Genomic DNA, 20,655 nt, shown 5'->3' on the forward strand with positions numbered 1-20,655 from the left:
ATTAATTGAGAAGTCTTCTTAAGTTTATATCATAACAAGTATCTTTTATTAATATCTTAATGCTTGTATAAAATCCAATTTAGCTTCCCTAGGTGATTTTTTATTAACTGAATATATTCTTTATCCAGTTAATAAAACCTTTCCTTTCTTCTTTAACTTCAACTTTTTGTTCTATTTTCACTTCTGGTATTTTTACTTCTTCAGTCTTTATTATGAATTTAACTTTACCTTCCATGCCCTCTTCTATACCTGAAAATGTTCCGTAGTTTTCCGATAACTTCACAATTTCATCTTTAGATGCTAGTACCTCATCTATATCAGCTACACCTTCACTTACTTTATCATGAAGCTTTGTTACTCCTTCTTCATCAAACTTTTCCATTCCCTCTTTTAATTCTTTAGCGCCATTTGCTAATTGACTTGAAGCATCTTTTAGTTGTGCGGCTCCAAAGTTTAATCCTTCAACTCCATTATTCAAATCTGATGTACCCTCATATAGCCTATTTACGCCCTCTTCTAGTTGCTTTATTCCACCAGTCAATTGGGGAAGCTTACCTAGTGACTCCCTTACCTTACTCACATTATCTTCTTCTAAAGATTCCTTCATTATTGAAAGTATATCTTCACTATCTTTAAGATGTTTTTGCATAGTCATTAGGGTATTTATACTTTCAGGTGACTTAGATATCTTATCCATTATATCTGGTGTCATATTTTTTTCTATAGCTGTTATTATAGGTTGAAGATTTTTCATATCTTCTTCTAATACTGATATATTACCAACTGTTTCTTTAAATTCTTTACGCTTGCTAGCTTCTAATAATTTCTTTGATATAGCTATATTTTGTTTGTTTTTATCTAAAGTAGACTTCATTCCTTGTATAGCTGGAAGCATTTGATTTACCTTATTAAGTTCGCCCATAATCTCTTTATTGTTTAATACTTCATTTAATCCCTTTAACATAACCTGTGTATTAGGATCTTGTATTTTAGATTGAGCGCCCTTTAATGTAGCAGTCATTTTCTTAATACTCTTCATAGTTTCTGGATTTAGAGCTTTTGAAATAGCTTCTAAAGCATCTTTATTTTGCCCAAGAGCTTGTTGAAGTGCTATTAAAGTTTTTAAGCTTTCTTTCATACTATCCATACTGCCTTTGGATTTAATAAATCCATCTCTGACTCCTACCACCGCACCATTATATCCACTAATCAATCCTTGTAACTGTTTATTTACCTTTGCTGTTTGTTGATTATCTAGAGGATAAGCTTTATTTACTGCTTCCCTTAATGCATTAACATTTTCTTCTTTAATTAGATCCTCTGTATCTGCAACAAATTTATTAGCCATAGCTTCTTGCTGTTCTAAAATCCCTTTCATCTCTGCTCCATTTACCTTTTCTAGAGCCTTTGCTGAATCTAATATATTGTTAATTGCACTAGCATTTTGAAATATAGGTGATAGTGTATCTATCACAGATATATCCATAGTAGCTAATGAATTTAATTCTCCCATAAGCGGTGCTAATTTATCTACATTTTTCATAACCTCTAGTAATGGTTGTAACTTTTCAGCATCTATATCTACACTACTTAGCTTATCTGTAGTGTTTATTAAAGCCTCAATATTACTTATATTCTCTGGTGTTGATAATGCTTTTAACTGTTCAATCATGGTATTTGCTAACATTTTTGATATTCCAACTGCCCTATAATCTATAAACGTCTTCCCCATAAGATTCATATTATCCTCACTAAGTAAAGGTACTAAACCTCCAACACTTGAAACATCAATATCTTTTGCAAAGTAAGCATCATTAATTAATGTTCTTTCTCTTTCAACATTATTATCCTCTGTTATTAATGCAATCTTTTTTTGATTTTCTCCTTTTGACATTTCACCTTTTATTATTCCAATACCTTTTCCCGCAGTATTTATGCCAGATTTTAAATCATAGGCTCCATTTCTTAGGGAAGTACTACCATCCTTTAATTTATCAGTGCCAACCACTAAATCGCCCATTTTTTCTGCAAAAAGGCTTTCTCCTTCTGATAGCTTTTCACTACCTTCTTTTAACTTTCCACTAGCATCTTTTAATTCATCTATTCCATCAACTAGTTCTGAAAGGTCTTTAGAATTCTTTAACTTTTCAATCTCTGGAAGATCTGGCGTAGCTGTTATCATTACTGGTCCCATCTTAAAGTTTTCAACATCAGATTCTATTTCAAGCTTATCTTCAAGTCCAAGATCTATATCCATGGTGTTAAGTCCTAAGCTCTCCTTTAATCCTGGTAACCCTATATAAGTTACTATATTGTTATTTCCATCAGAAGCTATCTGTCCAGAGTTTACCTTTATATTTTTGAAGTTATCTATAGGTAAATTTAATAAAGCTACAGTAGCGAAGGGTGTATATATTGTTTTCTCTTTGCCATTAATAGTAACCTTATGAGCTTCTTTATTTTTTATTTCCAAGCTTATTTTTACCTTACCAGATTTCCCTGCTAATTCTTCTGGTTTTATACTTACTCCATTTAAATAATATACCATTGTTATTTCTAAAGGTAACTCTTCATTAGAGTTCCCTTGATAAAAGATATCATTTTCTTTAGATCTCCATGTAATTGATTCTCCACTTATATCTGGTTTATCTTCACCTTTTATATTTTTTATATCCTTTAAATTGGACTTATCTTTTATATCACCACCGTTTGGATTATGAATCCAAGCACTTACTATCTTATCTTTTACATTTCCATCTTTATCTAATGTTATATATACTGATTCATCTTTCTTAACTGCTTCCGATGCCTGTACTAAATTAGGGCTTACTATTGAAGCCACTAAAACAAGACTTATAATTGTTTTTGACATATAATTCAATTTATCTTTTTTCATTATACTTACCTCCTGTAAATTTAAGCTGATAATTCAACATTTTCTTTTTCATTTTTATTTTGTTTCCACCCTTTAGTTGTAAACCCTATAAACTTTTCTGAAACTATTAATATTGATGGTAATATAAATATTATTACAACCATACTTATAATAGCTCCTCTAGCCATTAAAAAGCATAGACTCTTTATAAGTTCCATATCTGATATAAGTGCTACTCCTGCAGTAGCTGCAAAAAATGTAAGAGCACTTGTTACTATAGATTTTGCTGAACCTTGTACAGATATTTTCATAGCTTCTATCTTGTCATATCCATTTCCAATTTCCTCTTTAAATCTAGATGTAAGTAAAATAGCGTAGTCTACAGTTGCTCCTAGCTGTATAGTTCCGATTACTATATTTGAGATAAAAGGAAGTGCTGTACCTGTGTAGTACGGAATTCCAAGATTTATAAATATAGCAAGTTCAATTGACAATACTAAAATAAGTGGTAATGAAAAAGATAAAAACACTCCAAATATTATGGCAAATATAGCTGCAATTGAAACTACATTTACTCTTTTAAAATCGCTCTCAGCTATCCGAATTAGGTCTTTAGTTAAAGGTCCCTCGCCTGATACCATAGCATTTCCATCATACTCTTTTGCGATATTTATTATTTCATCCACTTGAGCATTTTCTTCGTCTTGTGCTGCTTTATATATAGAATTTGCAACTATTAAGTTGTATCCATCCTTTTTAAAGTTTGCTTTTATATCTTCTGGTACAAAGCTTTCTGGAATTGATCCACCTATTAATTTATCATAAGATAAAACTTTTTCTATTCCTTCAACCTTTTCTATTCGATCTGCCATTTCTTTCTTTTTGTACTGCGGCAAATCATCTTTTACAACTATCATATGTGTAGTTGTCATATTATAATCTTCCTTAAGCTTGTTTAAAGCTACCACTGATTCCATGTCTTTAGGTAATGACTCATCTAAGTTGTAATACACCTTTGCATTATTAGCTCCATAAATTGCTGGTATAAAAGCTATAACGAATATAACAACAATAAACTTATAGTGATTAGTTACATAATCTGCAACCTTTGTAAATTCAGGCAATATGGTTTTATGATTGAACCTGTGTATAGCTTTATCAAAGTATAAAACTAAGGCCGGTAAAATAGTTACCGTACATATTACTCCAAGTAATACTCCTTTAGCCATTACAATTCCTATATCTTTTCCAAGAGCTAATTCCATAGCACAAAGTGCAAGGAAACCGGCTATAGTTGTAAGAGAACTTCCCGATATAGCTGCTATGGTATTTGCTATTGCCTCTGCCATAGCTTCTTCTTTATCCTCTATTTTAAGCTTTTCTTCTTCATATCTGTGCAATAAGAATATTGAATAGTCCATAGTTACCCCTAACTGGAGTACTGCTGCCAAGGCTTTTGTTATATATGAAACCTCACCTAAGAATATATTACTTCCAAAGTTATATAAGATTGCAAATCCAATGGAGGCTAAAAATATAAATGGTATAATTACAGATTCCATAGTAAGCGCTAAAACTATTGTAGATAAAACTACTGCAATTAACACATAAATAGGAGTCTGTTTATCCGAAAGGTCCTTTGTATCTTTTACTATAGCTGATAATCCACTTAGAAAGCTTTTTTCATCCATTACTTTTCTTATATCTGTTATAGCCTTTTGTGTAACCTCTGAGGAACTTCCCTCTTTATACTTTATTACCATCATTGTAGAATCTTTGCTATAAAGCGCTCCCCTTACATCCTCTGGTAATATCTCCTTTGGAATAGATATATCTAGGACATCATCTATCCAAAGTACACTCTCTACTCCATCAATTGTTTGAACCTTTTCTTTTATTCTAGATACCTCTTTAGGTTCTGCATCATCCATAATTAGCATAGATAAAGATGCACTTGCAAATGTATCATCCAAAATATTTTGACCTTTCATAGAATCTAAATCTTGTGGTAAATAAGTCAAAACATCATAATTTATTTTTGTATTTATCATACCAAAAACTGATAAAATTGATAAAAGTATTGCTACTATAAGCACTATATTTCTATGCTTTGATATGAATGCACCAAATTTCTTCACTTTGCCTCATTCCTTTCTTTATCTTTAAACTTCTAACATTTTTTTTATGGTTTTAAATAAAATAGGTTTCATAGTATCCATGTCATAAGGTTCTTCAAGTATGATACTGCTATAACAAACACTTCCTATAAGTTCTATAATCATAAATAGAATTTTTTCGGATTCTTTTTCATCAGTACCACGTAACTCCATATTAACTATAAATATATCTACTACTCGTCTCATTTCTTCATGTTGTTCAGGCTTCATTATAGCTCTTCTATATACACCCCATGAAAAGTTCTTATTTATAATCTTAAGCATAAGTTTATTTTCTTTAAAGTATTCTATTATATAATCCACATGAAATAAAAACATATCTATAAAGTTGTCAAAAGACTTTTCTTCTGTTTTTTCCATAGCCTCTTTTATAACACTAGAACTCTTTTGAAGTATAATTTTATTTATTATGTCATATTTGTCTTTAAAATACAGGTAAAATGTTCCCTTTGCTACTCCAGCCTTTTTAACAATATCGTCTATAGCAGTATTTTGAAATCCCTTTGTAGTAAAAAGTTCATAAGCCGCACTATATAAATCTTTTTCTTTTATTCTTTTGTTACTTTCTGACTTGCTTTTTGTTTCATCCTTTTTAATTACCTTATTCATCTTATCCACTCCTGATATAATCTTTATGTGATATCCATAATGTTCTATACTCCTTCTTTCATAAAAAAGCCTTCTAAACTGTTTATCTCTATCTTATTTCTTTTGTACATTTCAAATAAACTTTTTAGTTTAATGACCACCGGTCATTTATCTAACATATATTATTATATCCCTTAATGACCAATAGTCAATATATTTTACCAAACTTTTTAATTAATAATTTTATAACTTGTTTTCCGAAAATTAATGTATACCTTTACCACATTCTAATTACTAAATATTATGTTTATAAGTGATCTATGTTATAATAATAAATATATTTTTTGTTATTATATTATTATTTTTGTTATTAAAAATAATAATATAGTATAATGTAGTCAATAATAAAAAAACAAGGCGGTATTAATATGATTGTTATTGGTTGTAAAAATATTTCAAAAAGTTATGGTATAGATGTAGTATTAAACAAAGTAAATTTTTCTATAAATGAAGGAGATAAAGTTGGTTTTATAGGTGCTAACGGAGCTGGTAAATCCACCTTATTTAAAATATTAACAGGTGAGCTTTCTTATGATACAGGTGATATATTCATAGATAAAAACAAAGCCCTAGGCTACCTTTCCCAACATCTTTCCCTAGGATCTAATAGTAGTATTTATGAAGAAATGCTTTCTGTTTTTAGTGAACTACTATCCATTGAAAAAAAACTAAAAGAGTTAGAACTTAAGTTAAATGAAGGCTATGATCCTAATAAAGCTGCCTATCATGATAAGCTTATAAAAGACTATACAACTTTAACTGAATTGTATAATAATAAAGGTGGATATACATATAAAGGTGATATTAATAGGATATTAAAAGGATTAGGCTTCTTCGAAGATGACTATGAAAAGCCTATAACTATTCTAAGCGGTGGTCAAAAAACTAGGGTCGCCCTTTGTAAACTTCTTCTTACAAAGCCTGAAATATTACTTCTAGACGAGCCTACAAATCATTTAGATTTAGATGCTATAGAGTGGCTTGAAGATTACTTGAAGGGCTATAAAGGAACCATCATTATTATATCCCATGATAGGTTTTTCTTAGATGCTATAACTACCCACACCTTTGAACTTATTAATGGACACGTAGATTGTTATAACGCAAATTACTCAAAATATATAGACCTTAGAAAAAAAGAATTTGAAACAAAGCTAAAAGCTTATAATCTCCAACAAATTGAAATTAAAAGACAAGAGGACATTATTGAAAAATATAAATCTTTTAATCGTGAAAAAAGTATCCGAGCAGCAGAAAGTAGAGAAAAAGCCTTAGCTAAAATAGAAAGACTAGAAACCCCTGATAAAGACTCAAAGGCTTCTAAAATTAAATTCGAAACCTTAATAAAAAGTGGAAATGATGTATTATATATAGAAAACTTAAGCAAAAACTTCGGAGAAAACCAACTTTTCTCTGATGTTAATCTTGATATAAAAAGAGGAGATCGTATAGCCCTTATTGGTGAAAACGGAAGAGGTAAAACCACCCTCTTTAAGATCATAATGGATGACATACCTCCTAATAAAGGTACAAAGACCTTAGGTAAAAATGTATTCATTGGCTATTATGATCAGGAACAATCTAACTTAAATGAAAGCAAAACAATTATTGATGAGATTTGGGATGAATATCCTCATATGACAACAACTCAAGTTAGAAATGCTTTGGCATCATTTCTTTTTACTGGTGATGATGTTTTTAAGGAAATAAACAAATTAAGCGGTGGCGAAAAATGTAGAATTAATCTTTTAAAGCTTATGCTTTCAAAATCTAATTTTCTATTATTAGATGAACCTACAAATCATTTAGATATTATGTCAAGAGAAGCCTTAGAAGATGCTATAAATAACTACGATGGAACCTTACTTATTATTTCACATGATAGATACTTTTTAAATAAAGTTATAAATAATATCTGTGAACTTAATTCAGATGGAGTAAAAGAGTACCTTGGAAATTATAATTACTTCCAAGAAAAGAAGAAGAATCCTTCTAGATATGAAGGATTAGAAGAACTTCAAAACAAAAGCAAAACTCAGGTATCTGAAGAAAAACGCAAAAGAAGAAATTTAGATAAAAAAGCAAAAGAAGAAGAAAATAAACTTAAATCTTTAGAACAAGATATTTCATCTAGTGAATCAAATATACTAAAACTTCAAGAACTACTTTGTTTAGAAGAAGTTTATTCAAATGCAGAAAAGAGTGAATCTATTAACAAAGAATTACTAGAACTACAAAAAGTATTAGAAACTTTATATGAAGAATGGGAAAAGCTGATATAGTAATTACTATATCAGCTTTCTACATTTACTTACCTTGCCTAATTTTATCTCTTTTCCTGTAATATAATTTTTATAGTTTTGCTTTTACCCTCTCTGTAAACTTCAATACTAACTTCATCTCCATTACCTTTTTGAGATTTCAACTTATTTAATTCAGCCATAGTATTTATCTTATTACCATCAAATCCTGTGATAACATCAGATGGTCTTATTCCAACCTTTTCTGCTGGACTAAACTCTATAACCTCCATAACGTAAACTCCTACTGGTATTTTATTTTCTTTAGATACCCTTTCTGATATATCTCTTCCCCTAATACCTATTTCTAATATAGGTTTTGATAAATCTCCAAGTTTTGCTTTAGCTTGATTTATAGGTATAGAAAAACCAATACCTTCTACCCCACCTTCCGCTGACTTTGAATTAATTTTGGCAGTATTCATACCTATTACTTCACCTCTTGAATTTAATAAAGGACCACCACTATTACCAGGATTTATAGCTGCATCTGTTTGAATAAGCGTTAAGTCTTTACCACCTATATTTATAGTTCTATTTATTGCACTTACTATACCAGATGTTACAGTTCCCAAAAATTCCTTTCCTAGAGGATTTCCTATTGCAACAACTGATTCTCCTGCTTGAACAGAATCTGAATCTCCAAGCTCCACTACTCCCGGCATCTTCATTTCTTCTTTTATCTTAACTACAGCTATATCATTTTCTGCATCGTAGTTTACAACCTTTGCTCCAACTTCCTTACCATCATTTAATATTACTTTCACATCTTGAGCGCCTTTTATAACATGGTAATTTGTAAGTAAGTAACCTTCTTCATTTATTATAAATCCAGATCCTATACCTTCTGTTGCTTGATTTCCAAAAATACCATAGTCTTTTATACTTTTGGTGGTAACTCCAACCACAGCTGGCCCCACCTTATCTATAATTTCAGTAACAGTTAAAGCTTCCTTATCTTCTCTTAAAGAAGTGGTACCATAATTTTTGTTTTTTTCTTCTATTATAGTTTTGTATAAGGCAGTGCTTTTAAATTTTTCACTTTGTGGGGCTACATATAGTACCCCAGCTGCTCCTAAAAGCCCACCTATTATAGCAAATATTAATGACAAAGCTACATATGGAAATATACTTCTATCTCTATATTTTTTATTATCAACCTTTTCCATACTCATATTCTCCCTTCGATGATTTTCATTATCATTTTCAGACTTTTCTTTTGGTATAATAATAAAATCTGGTGAATATCCCTGTATCTTCTTTTTTGTGTTTTCAGAGTTATTTTCATACCTCTCATCCATTCAAATCATCCTCTCTATACTTATATTCTGTTCTTGTTTATATATTAAACTATAATTGTTACAACTGTATGTCAAAATATAAAATTTTAGTGAGGTATTCAAATTATATATTGAAATCCTCACTAAAATTTTATATTTAAGTATGATAGTAAATAATTCTAAAAATACTATTTACCTTTCTATAAAAACTAACTCCCGCTACTTTTCAGATAACTTATTTGTTTCTTTTAGAATATTCCCTAAATAAAATATGATTGAATTTTCATCTTCTAAGGGTATATTACTTATATTAGGTAATACTTTAACCTCAGATTTAGATGATAGTTCCGACAGTTTGCTAGCTTCTTTTATATATTTATCACCTTTATTCTCACTCAATAAGATTACTAATGGTTTATTACCTAATGACCCTTCATGTTGCAAGTCCAAATTGTAATTTTTCAAAATTTTTAATTCCTCTTTGTATGCTCTTAAATATTTTTTACTTACAGTAAATGAATTAAATATCTCTGCATTTTCTTCTGAAAGAAGTGATGTTATATCATTTTTTATTTTAATCATATTTATATTATTAAGTATTCTTATAGAACCTATACTGGAAAATGTTTCCTGAACTGATTTATTTCTTATTTGTTTTTTCAAATCCTTTTGTGTTTCCTTTAAGCTAAGATTATTCTCTAATATAGGATTTATAAGTATCGATCCTATGACTTCATTTGGGTACCTTTTAGCAAAGTTACTAGCTAAAAGTGATCCATATGAATTTCCCACAAATATATAAGGTCCATTAACTGCTCCTTTATATAATATATCTGAAAGGTCTTTAACTTCATCCTCTATACTTATCTCTTTTGCTGATCCTTCACTTAAGCCATATCCTGACCTATCATAATAAAATACTCTAAAATTCTTTGGCATACTCTTAACAAGTTTACTCCACTCTAAGTGATCCGCTCCTATATCCGATTCTAAAATTATAGTAGCCTTTCCATGACCAACTAAATCATAATATATCTTTTTTTCATTTATAGATACATATTTACCCTTGCCTTTTGCTTTAATGCTCATCTTATGGCTACTTATATTTTCATATAACATTCCAAAGAATGTTATTAAAAATAATATTACAACAACTATTTCTACAACTCTTAATTTATTAACCTTCCTTTTGGGTTTATATTTATGCATACTATTAGAGTAAGGTAAAAACTTCATAATTATCTTTCTCCTAATTTAAGATTGGGTCTTGCATTTAAATCTAGTTCAGATTTTATTCCTTTCATAAACTCAAAATAACCAGCACTTCCTATCATTGCAGCATTATCAGTACATAAAATAGGATCTGGAAATAAAACCTCTATGCCTTCTTTACTTCCCTTTTCAATAAGATTTCTTCTAAGTTCTGAATTAGATGCAACTCCACCTGCTATAGCTATCTTATCTACCCCTTTTATTTTACAAGCTTTAAGAGCATTATCTGTAAGAACTTCAACTACAGCCTTTTGAAATGATGCGGCCACATCTGCCTTATTTACTTTCTCATTTTTCATTTCCATTTTATTTAGATAATTTAAAACTGATGACTTTACACCACTAAAAGAAAAATCTAAAGATCCATCATGAAAATTAGCTTTAGGAAACTTTATAGCATCCTTATTTCCTTCTTTTGAAAGTATATCTATCTTAGGACCTCCTGGATATCCAAGACCTAGTGACCTTGCAACTTTATCATAAGCTTCTCCTGCCGCATCATCTCTAGTTTCACCTATAACCTCAAACTTACCAAAATCTTTTACATATACAATAAATGTATGTCCACCTGATACTACAAGACACATAAAAGGTGGTTTTAAATCTTTATGTTGGATAAAGTTGGCACTTATATGACCTTCAATATGATTTATACCTATTAAAGGTTTTTTACTTCCATAAGCTAAACCCTTTGCATATTGTATACCTACCAAAAGTGCCCCTACAAGTCCTGGCCCATAGGTTACAGCTATGGCATCTATATCATTTAAATTCATAGAAGCCTCTTCTAGTGCTTGTTGCACTACAGTATTTACTGCTTCTATGTGTTTTCTCGATGCTACTTCTGGAACTACGCCTCCAAACTTTTTATGAGTTTCTATTTGAGATGAAATTATATTTGAAAGAACTTGTCTCCCGTTTACTACAACTGCTGCGGCTGTTTCATCACAACTACTTTCTATCGCTAATATCCTTATACTTTTATCCATATTCAACCATCCTTAATATAATCATTCTGTAATTATATTATACTTAATACGAATTATATAATCAATGAGTTCGAAGTCAATAATAAATTTAACACATAAAATTAAAAAGACACTTGAGAACATAAGTTTTCAGTGATAGAATAATTACCATGGAAATAATATATTATATGAATCTATAAATAGCTTTATATAATCTTAAGTTCTAATAAAGGAGTAATGTTTATGTCATGCTATTATGCAAAGGTTGTTGTAAAGGGATCTCCTATATCTAAATCTAATTTTAAATTATTTAACCTTAGTGGACGAGCTATTTTGCCTTATAATTCAGGAAAATACCACGATAGATATGCATTATATGAAGAAGAAATTGCCTATGCTACTATGTGCCAAAATCCTAATTTAATACTTACAGAATCTTTAATAGCAATATTGAAGGTTTATTATAAAAGCTCTAAACGTCACCCTGACACAAATAATATTACCAAAAGTATATTTGATGGAATCGAAAAAAGTGGATTAATAATAAACGATGCTCAAATAAGGAGACTTTATATAGAGGAATTATATGATAAAGTAAACCCTAGGTTTGAATTAGAGCTTTACGCTGAAAGTAAGTACAATATTTCTTATAAAATAAGTGGAAATGAAACTCTACTAGATCCAATAGAATATACTCCACCATCAAATAAGGTAGTAAAATCTCCTTCAAATTTACCTAAAGATAATTTAAAAAATGATCATAAAAAGTCATGTTATATCTGCTTAAAACCTTTAGGAGAAAATGCAGGTATGTCTGCTGATAATGGAAATAAGTTCATATGTGAGGGATGTTTTAAAAAGTTATTTTAATCTTCTCTAATACTTACCACATTTTAAATATTCCAAAGCCTTTCTTTTAATAGTTTTATATGATTTGGATTAGTGCCACAGCATCCGCCTATATATATTGCTCCTGCTTTATATATAGATTCCATTTCATCTAAAAATTCAGATTCTAATACACCATAAGTTAATATATTATCTTCTTCTTTTGGTATTCCTAAATTAGGTTTAGCTATTATATCAAATGCTGAATATGTTTTAAATTCATTGGTTAATGACAAGGCTTTTGATCTTACATCTACGCAGTTAAATCCTAAAGCTTTTAACTTATAATCCTTAAGTAACCTTACAATATCTTTTATGTTCTCTCCTGAATATAATCTATTATCATTATTAAATGTAAAGCTTAAAAATATATCTTTATTAGTCTCCTTAAATGCATCTAACGCACATAATGCCTCCTCCATTTGATACATAGTTTCTATAAATATCATATCTACATTTAACTCTTTAATTATTTTAGCTATTTCATAATAAGTTTCATATATTTCTTTTGAGTCTACAGATTTATCTTTCATATTAACGCCAAGAGGACCTACATCATACGCAACTAAACTATTTCCCTTTGACTGATTTGCTATATCAATAGATGCCTTTATTAAGGTTTTAAGTTTGTAATCATCACCTTTTAAGCTTATTCCATTTAAGGAAAAGCTATTAGTAAGTATTATGTCGCTTCCTGATCTTACGTACCTTTCATGAACATTTTTAATTAAATCTTTATTTTTAATATTTAACTCCGGTATGTTTTTATAGTCATTTATTCCACTTTGCTTTAAAAGTGAACCCATGGCTCCATCTAGTAATATATAATTGTTTTTTATCTTTCTATCATTTTTCATAGATACTTCCTTTCTATTCGAATATAATAAATATATATTATATTTTAAATATATCATAAAAGAAGATTGTTTATACAAAAGCCTCACCTTAAATGTTACTTTTTATAGATATCTTAACTTTTATGCATAATTTATTTTTAGGGGTGATATAACTTTGATTATTAAATCTAATAAAAGAAAGGATATCCAAATATACTATATAACTACTACAATATTCCTCATAAATATTATACTAATAGTATTACTTTGGCTTAAATCTCCTTATATAAATCTTCCTATTTTCCACCTTTTTATATCTAATATGACCATAATTAGAATATTACCCTTGTTTGTTCTTCCATTTTCTTTACTTGAAATAAAGGTTAACCCTTTAGATAATAATGTTATGAAAGCTAAACTACCTTTGTTTTGTTTAATGGAGATTCTATTTATATTATATACACTTATAATATTTAAATTAAATAAGGGTGATTTATTCAATGAAACAGCTTTAAATATGTGTATACTCTTTATACCAATAGCCTTATATCAAATAAAAAAGCATCCAGAATGCAAAGAAGAAGATGATAGGCAAGTACGATGGCAAAAAGCCATGGGTACTTATGTAGAAAAGCCATCACTTACAACCACATTTTTTTGGAGGTACAAAATCAGCTTTAAGGATTTAAATAAAAACATAACTAGAAAAGAATTATTTAAAGCCCTTGTTAAAACTTTCATCAACCGAATATTTTTAACTCTAATACTTTTATCATTTTTTATTACTTATTATTATGAAAATAAGAGCATTTATCTTATAACCATAATATTAATACCGACTTTACTTAATGTTATATACCACATTATTGAAATAATATTTAATCTTTCAACTTATCTAGAAGGTTATTGTAATGATGAATTTGAAGAATCTTCTGGTAAATCTACTAATATAACTTATTATTATGTAATTACTGATTATACAAGAAAACGAGAAATAAAAATACATTCTAAATCACCTTTGTACATGAATAAAGGTGATTATATGAGAATTTATTATACTGCTCTAAGTAAAGAAGTAATTAAGTACCATAACATTCAGAAAAACTAAAAAGAAGAAAGAAAATCTTTGCATTTTCTTTCTTCTTTTTATATTCATATAATTTAAAGCACTTTAATGTATGTTTATTTTGATGCTATACTTCTTGTTGCTATTATATTAACTCCAGTACCTGCTATGTCCTTAACTATTGTATCTCCTACATTTATAGGGGCCTTTACTTTTAATCCCTTTAACGCTTTAATACAATCAAACATCTTGCCTTTTGGTACATCTATCTCTGTCTTTACAGGTACCACTTGTATTTCTCCATTTTCCACCTTTACTGAAGAGGTTATTATTCTTGTAGGATTAGTACACTCTTTTATTCCATACTCATAACCCCTCTTACAACTGTTCCCTGTAACATTAATAGCTTCTTTTCCTTGCATTTCAACCTCAAGCCTACATCCCATAGGACAAGATATACATATTAACTCTCGTTTTTCCATATTACCTACTCCCTTTCTATCTTGATTGTGATGCTTTGGCATTTTATATGCTTTAATAGCATATCTTTGCTTAATCTCACTGTTTCCATTTCACCTGGAGTAAGAATCCTTTTCTTTATATGCATCTCTCTTACATCATCAAAATACACTGCTACATAACAATCTTTATATACTTCTCCAACTCTAAATCTAACTTCTAGTTGTTTTTCAACATTATTAGGATTTAACCTCTTAGGAACAGTATATCTTACTCCTTCAGTAGCTATTATATCTATTTTTTCCCCTTCAAAGCTTCTTCCATTTACATAATTTGCAGCATTTTTTCCTGCGTTATAACTTTCTAAAGTAACGTTATCCACAAGATCATGAACATGAAGCACATTTCCCGAGGCGAATATTCCTTCACTATCAGTTTGCATACTTTCATCCACTTCTGGTCCACCAGTTACATTAGATAGTTTTATTTCAGCTTTTCTTGATAGCTCATTTTCAGGAAGTAATCCTACAGATAATAATAAAGTGTCACAAGGTATATATTCTTCGCTACCTTTAACTAACTTTCTATTTTCATCGACTTTAGCCACAGTAACGCCCTCTACTCTATCTTTACCCTTTATATCTATAATTGTATGACTAAGTTTTAATGGTATATTAAAGTCGTCAAGACATTGAACTATATTTCTATTAAGTCCTCCAGAATAAGGCATAACCTCTACTACTGCCTTTACATTTGCTCCCTCTAAAGTCATTCTTCTAGCCATTATAAGACCAATGTCACCTGAACCTAATATAACAACTTCTTTACCTGGTACATATCCTTCTATATTAACAAACTTTTGAGCCGTACCAGCAGTGTATATACCAGCGCATCTACTGCCTGGAATATTTATAGCCCCTCTTGGCCTTTCTCTACAACCCATAGCCAAAATTAAACTTTTAGCTTTTATTTCAATTATTCCATCTTCTGGATTTACAGCTGTTATAACTTTTTCCTTAGTTAAATCAAGCACCATAGAATTTAACTTGTATGGTATTTTGTAATCATTTATCTTTTCCACAAATCTTTCAGCATATTCTGGTCCTGTTAATTCCTCTTTAAATGTATGAAGTCCAAAACCATTGTGAATACATTGATTTAGTATTCCACCTAGGTGGTCTTCTCTCTCTAAGATTAATATACTATCTATACCCTCTTCTTTTGCAGCCACAGCTGCTGCCATACCAGCTGGTCCTCCTCCAATTATAACTATATCAAATTCTTCCATACCTAAATCCTCCACTCTATATTTAAAATTAGATTCCTTCTTTATTTTCTGATACTAATATATTAGAATTTCCTTTATTTTTCTTTATCATTGTAACTGGAACATTTAACTCTTTAGACAATATATCAACTATTCTACTAGAACAAAATCCACCTTGACATCTTCCCATTCCAGCTCTAGTTCTTCTTTTTACACCATCAAGTGTTGTTGCACCTAGTGGTCCTTTTATAGAATCTAAAATTTCACCTTCAGTTATAAGTTCACATCTACATATTATCTTACCATACCTTGGGTCCTTAGCTATTAATTCTCTTCTTTCATCATTACTCATTTCCCTAAACTTAGGTATAGACTTTCTTATAGCATCAAAGTTGCTTTTTAATGAAGGATTAAGCATTTTTATAACTATGTTTAATACAACTTCTGATATAGCTGGAGCGCTAGAAAGCCCTGGTGATTCTATTCCAGCAGCATTTATAAAGTTTTTAGCATCTCTTGCCTCACCTATTATAAAATCATCTAAATTACTATGCGCCCTAAGACCTGAAAAGTTTGTTATTATTTGATTCATGGGAATGTTTTTAACACTTCTAGTAGCCCTTTTTAATATATCATCTAAGCCTTCTTTTGAAGTTGTAAAGTCTTCTTTATCATCTATATCCATAGCATTAGGACCAACTAAAAGATTTCCGTCTACTGTAGGTGTTACTAGTACACCTTTTCCCATATCTGTTGGAAGTTGAAATATAGTACCATTTATCATATCTCCTGCCGCCTTATCAAATAAACAGTATTCTCCTCTTCTTGGAGTTATTTGTATCTTATCTTCACTTACCATATTATTTATTTCATCTGCAAAAACTCCAGCTGCATTTATAACAACCTTACTTTCAATGTCACCATTATTAGTTTTTATTATATACCTATCATCTTTTTTAATTATATTTTCAACCTTTGTATTTAGTTTAAATTCTACTCCGTTTTTACAGGCATTCTCTGACAATGCAATAGTAAGTTCATAAGGACAAACTATCCCCCCTGTAGGAGCATAAAGAGCTGCTACAACTTCTTCTGATATACTAGGTTCCATATCTAAAATCTCTTCTTTTGATAATATTTTAAGATTTGGAACTCCATTTAATTCTCCTTGTTTCTTTAAGTCTTCTAGTTTATATGCATTTTCTTTTTCAAAACAAAGTACAAAAGATCCATTTCTCTTAAACGGAAAATCTAACTCATCCCTTAATTTATCAAACATTGCGTTACCTTTTGCATTTAATTTACCCTTCATTGACTCTGGATTTGCATCATAACCTGCATGAATTATAGCACTATTTGCCTTGCTAGTTCCTGAAGATACATCTTCAGCCTTTTCTATAACGCAAGTATTTAATTCATACTTACTAATATCCCTTGCTATAGAAGCCCCTATGACACCTGCTCCAATAATTGTAACATCATACATTTAAAACCCTCCATTCTTTTATAACAAAAAAAGAGAACAAGACTTAAGTATCAACTTAAATCTGGTTCTCTTAAACTCACCAAACTTTTAAATATCTATTATCTTTTTATTAAATTATGTATTAAGTTTATCACATTTTACATTCTAATGCAATGCGTTTCATAATCCTTATAATAACTTTTATATTACCTATATATTATTAAGGTACGTATTATTTAACTTTAAAACTATATTTAGTGTGTTTTTTGTTTATTAAATTATTTCTCCACTAATAGATACTATGACTTCTTTAAAATTAATTTTTTTTTCACATTTTTTCAATGCATTTATTATAATCTCTGTTATATCCATGCAACAAGGTACTTCCATCCTAGCTAAAGTTAATGATTCTATTTGATTAACATTTAAGATCTCTATTATTGTATTTTCATAATTAACTGTATCCAAAGATTTAGGACATAATATAAGAGTCGCTTTATCTTTCATAAAGTCATTATGAAAGTTTCCATAAGCATAGGCAACACAATCTGCAGATATAAGCAGATGTTTCTTCTGTAAAGCTGATGCGAAAGGACTTACAATTTTTAATTTTATAGGCCACTGTGAAATCTTTGATGACATATTTTCGACCCCATTTATATCTTCCACTTGCCCCTTTGTGCTATCTATATTAAATCCTTGAAATACATCAAAATCTACTGGAAATTGCATTCTATTCTTATTTTTACCTGTCTCCATAAAGATCCTCCTGTATATAAATTATTTAAATCCTTTTAGATCATTATAGTTTAAATTTATATTTTAATCTGTACCTCATGTTACAGATTAAAATATAAAATACAAAGAAATATGTAAAGTTTAATTACATATTTCTTTGCTTTAATTTTATTTGTGTTCTATTCTTAAATCTTATTTAATGGATTTAAATAACAACCCTTCCATCCTTAATTACCATATCTACAGTATTCATACCTATATTATAAGGTATAAATTTGTATGAAGGATATTTAAGCATTATAATATCTGCCTTTTTACCAACGTCTAAACTTCCAATCTCATCTGCCCTATCTAAAGCTGCTGCTCCATTTATAGTAAGAGCTGTTATTGACTCTTCTATAGAAAGGTTCATCTGAAGACAAGCAAGTGCAAACATTAATGGTATGGAGTTCGTAAAGCAGCTACCTGGGTTAAGGTCTGTAGCTAATGCTACTGCGCATCCGTTATCTATCATCTCTCTTCCTCTTGCAAAAGATTCTTTTAAACTAAAGGCAGTACATGGAAGTAATGTAGCAACAGTACCTGCTTTAGCCATATCCTTTATTCCTTTATCCGAGGCTTGTAACAAGTGGTCTGCTGATGTAGCACCTAATTCACCTGCAAGCTCTGCCCCTCCTAGTTGTACTATTTCATCTGCATGAAGTTTTATTTTCATACCTAAAGACTTAGCCGATTTTAATATTTCTCTTGACTGCTCTATAGAAAAAACATTCTTTTCACAAAATACGTCACAAAATTTCGCCTTATCTTTAACCTTTGGTAAAACTTCATTTATGATAAACTTTACGTAATCATCTGTTCTACCCTTGTATTCCTTTGGAGTTGCATGAGCGCCTAAAAATGTAGATACTACATCCACAGCATGATCTTTGTTTAGTCTTTCCATCACCTTTAACTGCTTTAACTCTGTATCAATATCAAGTCCATATCCACTTTTCCCTTCTACAGTAGTTATACCAAACTTAATCATAGAATCTAATCTTTCCTGACCTAGGGTATAAAGTTCCTCTTCTGTAGCTTTTCTTGTGCTTTCTACACTATTTATTATGCCCCCGCCTCTTTCCATAATAGACATGTAGCTATCACCTTTTAATCTCCAAGAAAACTCTTCAGCCCTATATCCTCCAAATACAAAATGTGTATGAGAATCAACAAATCCAGGAAGTACAGCTCTTCCTTTTGCTGATATTATTTCATATTCATCTTCATTTATATCCTTTAAAATTTCTTTTGATATTCCTATATCTTTTATGATTCCGTCCTCTATAATTATAGCTCCATCATAAATTACAGCTATATCCTGCATCTCTTTTCCCTTTTTAGCCTCAAATCCGCTACAGGTAACTATTTCAGAAGCATCTTTTATAATAACTTTATTTTTCATATCTTTTACTCCCTTCAAATTCATTATTCCATTAGAGAGTTTTCTAAAACTTGATTTAAGGAAAAGTTCTCTATTCCCATGTAATAAACAGCAGTATCAATTAAGGCTTCCATAGGCAAAAGTCCTATGACTTCACTGCCTACTACATTAACTCCATATCTTTTTGCTTCCATTTTAACCATTTCAAAAGATTTATATAATGATGTCTTAGTATAATCTGTCATATTCATGGATATTTGTGTTATCCCTCTTTCTTTTAATTCAACTCCCATAGCCTTACAAAATCTCAGTCCCCCACCTATAAATCTAACACTTTTTGCAATATTATTTGCTATTTCTAAATTGCCAGTATCTAGGTTAACATTAAAAGCAACTAATGGCATTCTAGCTCCTATAGCTGAAACGCCCGCAGTTTCATGAACATGATTTGGTCCAAAATCAGGTTTCCATTCTTCTTCTTTTAACTTTTCATCCATCTTTTCAAATTGACCCTTTCTAACCTTTGCAAGATTTTCTCTTTCAGGGGTAGATGCAGCCTTTTCATATAAATAAATTGGTAATGAATATTTTTCTGATACTTCTTTAGCTAAAGTCTTTGCAAGCTCTATAGCCTCGTCCATAGTTACATTTTTTATAGGTATAAAAGGTACTACATCTGTAGCTCCCATTCTTGGATGCTGTCCTTTATGCACTCTCATGTCTATAATTTCAATTGCTGTTCCCATAGCCTCTAACACTGCATCTTTTAATGCAATTGGTTCTCCAACAACAGTTACAACTAATCTATTATGATCTTCATCTCTACTATAATCTAATAACTTCACACCTTGTTTACCTCTAAAGTTATCTAAAATCTTTTCAATTTTGGTTAAATCTCTTCCCTCGCTAAAGTTTGGTACACATTCTATTAACCTTTTTTCATTACTCATATCAAATTTCATCCTTTCATAATTAGTACTTACTTAAAGCCTA

At 29.9% G+C, this 20,655-nt stretch carries 16 protein-coding genes; 3 read left to right on the plus strand and 13 right to left on the minus strand.

Annotated features, from left to right (window positions below):
* Positions 1 to 103: 103 nt before the first annotated feature.
* The 3 genes from DY168_RS10840 to DY168_RS10850 are packed head-to-tail and all read right to left on the minus strand — an operon-like array spanning position 104 to position 5,661.
* Positions 104 to 2,896, minus strand: coding sequence for a hypothetical protein (locus DY168_RS10840; protein WP_115641765.1), 2,793 nt, complete (start codon positions 2,894 to 2,896; stop codon positions 104 to 106).
* Positions 2,897 to 2,916: 20 nt separating this feature from the next.
* Positions 2,917 to 5,013, minus strand: coding sequence for an efflux RND transporter permease subunit (locus DY168_RS10845; RefSeq protein ID WP_207658382.1), 2,097 nt, complete (start codon positions 5,011 to 5,013; stop codon positions 2,917 to 2,919).
* A gap of 24 nt (positions 5,014 to 5,037) precedes the next feature.
* Positions 5,038 to 5,661 carry a TetR/AcrR family transcriptional regulator gene (locus DY168_RS10850; protein WP_115641766.1) on the minus strand — a complete coding sequence of 208 codons (624 nt, stop codon included), beginning with the start codon at positions 5,659 to 5,661 and terminating at the stop codon, positions 5,038 to 5,040.
* Positions 5,662 to 6,068: 407 nt separating this feature from the next.
* Here DY168_RS10850 and abc-f point away from each other — a divergent pair, with 407 nt between their 5' ends.
* Positions 6,069 to 7,982, plus strand: a complete 1,914-nt coding sequence (gene abc-f / locus DY168_RS10855) for a ribosomal protection-like ABC-F family protein (protein ID WP_115641767.1) — start codon at positions 6,069 to 6,071, stop codon at positions 7,980 to 7,982.
* Positions 7,983 to 8,026: 44 nt separating this feature from the next.
* On the opposite strand, the gene DY168_RS10860 is transcribed toward abc-f, so the two are convergent.
* From DY168_RS10860 to tsaD, 3 genes are all read right to left on the minus strand, one after another.
* Positions 8,027 to 9,301 carry a S1C family serine protease gene (locus DY168_RS10860; RefSeq protein ID WP_115641768.1) on the minus strand — a complete coding sequence of 425 codons (1,275 nt, stop codon included), beginning with the start codon at positions 9,299 to 9,301 and terminating at the stop codon, positions 8,027 to 8,029.
* 198 nt (positions 9,302 to 9,499) lie between these two features.
* On the minus strand, positions 9,500 to 10,516 hold the full coding sequence (locus tag DY168_RS10865; protein WP_115641769.1) for an alpha/beta fold hydrolase: 1,017 nt from the start codon (positions 10,514 to 10,516) through the stop codon (positions 9,500 to 9,502).
* Between the two features lie 2 nt (positions 10,517 to 10,518).
* Positions 10,519 to 11,541 carry a tRNA (adenosine(37)-N6)-threonylcarbamoyltransferase complex transferase subunit TsaD gene (gene tsaD / locus DY168_RS10870; RefSeq protein WP_115641770.1) on the minus strand — a complete coding sequence of 341 codons (1,023 nt, stop codon included), beginning with the start codon at positions 11,539 to 11,541 and terminating at the stop codon, positions 10,519 to 10,521.
* A 222-nt stretch (positions 11,542 to 11,763) separates the two neighbouring features.
* On the opposite strand from tsaD, the gene DY168_RS10875 reads away from it, so the two are divergent.
* A complete protein-coding gene (locus tag DY168_RS10875) occupies positions 11,764 to 12,390 on the plus strand; it encodes a RusA family crossover junction endodeoxyribonuclease (RefSeq protein WP_115641771.1) in 627 nt (208 codons plus the stop codon).
* 23 nt (positions 12,391 to 12,413) lie between these two features.
* Here the strand turns inward: DY168_RS10875 and DY168_RS10880 are convergent, their stop codons facing one another.
* The gene (locus DY168_RS10880; RefSeq protein ID WP_172556329.1) at positions 12,414 to 13,265 is read right to left on the minus strand and encodes a homocysteine S-methyltransferase family protein; all 852 of its coding nucleotides are present in this window, start codon (positions 13,263 to 13,265) and stop codon (positions 12,414 to 12,416) included.
* Between the two features lie 154 nt (positions 13,266 to 13,419).
* On the opposite strand from DY168_RS10880, the gene DY168_RS10885 reads away from it, so the two are divergent.
* The gene (locus DY168_RS10885) at positions 13,420 to 14,352 is read left to right on the plus strand and encodes a hypothetical protein (RefSeq protein ID WP_115641773.1); all 933 of its coding nucleotides are present in this window, start codon (positions 13,420 to 13,422) and stop codon (positions 14,350 to 14,352) included.
* A 74-nt stretch (positions 14,353 to 14,426) separates the two neighbouring features.
* Here the strand turns inward: DY168_RS10885 and DY168_RS10890 are convergent, their stop codons facing one another.
* From DY168_RS10890 to ftcD, 6 genes are all read right to left on the minus strand, one after another.
* Positions 14,427 to 14,792, minus strand: coding sequence for a DUF1667 domain-containing protein (locus DY168_RS10890; protein ID WP_115641774.1), 366 nt, complete (start codon positions 14,790 to 14,792; stop codon positions 14,427 to 14,429).
* A 5-nt stretch (positions 14,793 to 14,797) separates the two neighbouring features.
* Positions 14,798 to 16,057 (minus strand): NAD(P)/FAD-dependent oxidoreductase, encoded by a 1,260-nt coding sequence (locus tag DY168_RS10895; protein WP_115641775.1) that lies wholly within the window; start codon positions 16,055 to 16,057, stop codon positions 14,798 to 14,800.
* 28 nt (positions 16,058 to 16,085) lie between these two features.
* Positions 16,086 to 17,522, minus strand: coding sequence for an NAD(P)/FAD-dependent oxidoreductase (locus DY168_RS10900; protein WP_115641776.1), 1,437 nt, complete (start codon positions 17,520 to 17,522; stop codon positions 16,086 to 16,088).
* Positions 17,523 to 17,774: 252 nt separating this feature from the next.
* Entirely contained in the window at positions 17,775 to 18,260 is a 486-nt protein-coding gene (locus DY168_RS10905; RefSeq protein ID WP_115641777.1) for a hypothetical protein, read from the minus strand.
* 184 nt (positions 18,261 to 18,444) lie between these two features.
* Entirely contained in the window at positions 18,445 to 19,683 is a 1,239-nt protein-coding gene (gene hutI, locus DY168_RS10910; protein ID WP_115641778.1) for an imidazolonepropionase, read from the minus strand.
* Positions 19,684 to 19,706: 23 nt separating this feature from the next.
* Positions 19,707 to 20,612 carry a glutamate formimidoyltransferase gene (ftcD, locus tag DY168_RS10915; protein WP_115641779.1) on the minus strand — a complete coding sequence of 302 codons (906 nt, stop codon included), beginning with the start codon at positions 20,610 to 20,612 and terminating at the stop codon, positions 19,707 to 19,709.
* Between the last annotated feature and the right edge of the window lie 43 nt (positions 20,613 to 20,655).

Source organism: Clostridium putrefaciens, assembly GCF_900461105.1.
Taxonomy (GTDB): Bacteria; Bacillota; Clostridia; order Clostridiales; family Clostridiaceae; genus Clostridium_L; species Clostridium_L putrefaciens.

What these genes read in the sequence shown, in the direction of transcription:
- DY168_RS10875 (WP_115641771.1), top strand. Translation starts at nt 11,764, where the DNA reads ATGTCATGCTATTATGCAAAGGTTGTTGTAAAGGGATCTCCTATATCT.
- abc-f (WP_115641767.1), top strand. Translation starts at nt 6,069, where the DNA reads ATGATTGTTATTGGTTGTAAAAATATTTCAAAAAGTTATGGTATAGAT.
- DY168_RS10890 (WP_115641774.1), bottom strand. Translation starts at nt 14,792, where the DNA reads ATGGAAAAACGAGAGTTAATATGTATATCTTGTCCTATGGGATGTAGG.
- DY168_RS10905 (WP_115641777.1), bottom strand. Translation starts at nt 18,260, where the DNA reads ATGGAGACAGGTAAAAATAAGAATAGAATGCAATTTCCAGTAGATTTT.
- ftcD (WP_115641779.1), bottom strand. Translation starts at nt 20,612, where the DNA reads ATGAGTAATGAAAAAAGGTTAATAGAATGTGTACCAAACTTTAGCGAG.
- DY168_RS10840 (WP_115641765.1), bottom strand. Translation starts at nt 2,896, where the DNA reads ATGAAAAAAGATAAATTGAATTATATGTCAAAAACAATTATAAGTCTT.
- DY168_RS10865 (WP_115641769.1), bottom strand. Translation starts at nt 10,516, where the DNA reads ATGAAGTTTTTACCTTACTCTAATAGTATGCATAAATATAAACCCAAA.
- DY168_RS10880 (WP_172556329.1), bottom strand. Translation starts at nt 13,265, where the DNA reads ATGAAAAATGATAGAAAGATAAAAAACAATTATATATTACTAGATGGA.
- DY168_RS10900 (WP_115641776.1), bottom strand. Translation starts at nt 17,522, where the DNA reads ATGTATGATGTTACAATTATTGGAGCAGGTGTCATAGGGGCTTCTATA.
- hutI (WP_115641778.1), bottom strand. Translation starts at nt 19,683, where the DNA reads ATGAAAAATAAAGTTATTATAAAAGATGCTTCTGAAATAGTTACCTGT.
- tsaD (WP_115641770.1), bottom strand. Translation starts at nt 11,541, where the DNA reads ATGGATAAAAGTATAAGGATATTAGCGATAGAAAGTAGTTGTGATGAA.
- DY168_RS10895 (WP_115641775.1), bottom strand. Translation starts at nt 16,057, where the DNA reads ATGGAAGAATTTGATATAGTTATAATTGGAGGAGGACCAGCTGGTATG.
- DY168_RS10860 (WP_115641768.1), bottom strand. Translation starts at nt 9,301, where the DNA reads ATGGATGAGAGGTATGAAAATAACTCTGAAAACACAAAAAAGAAGATA.
- DY168_RS10850 (WP_115641766.1), bottom strand. Translation starts at nt 5,661, where the DNA reads ATGAATAAGGTAATTAAAAAGGATGAAACAAAAAGCAAGTCAGAAAGT.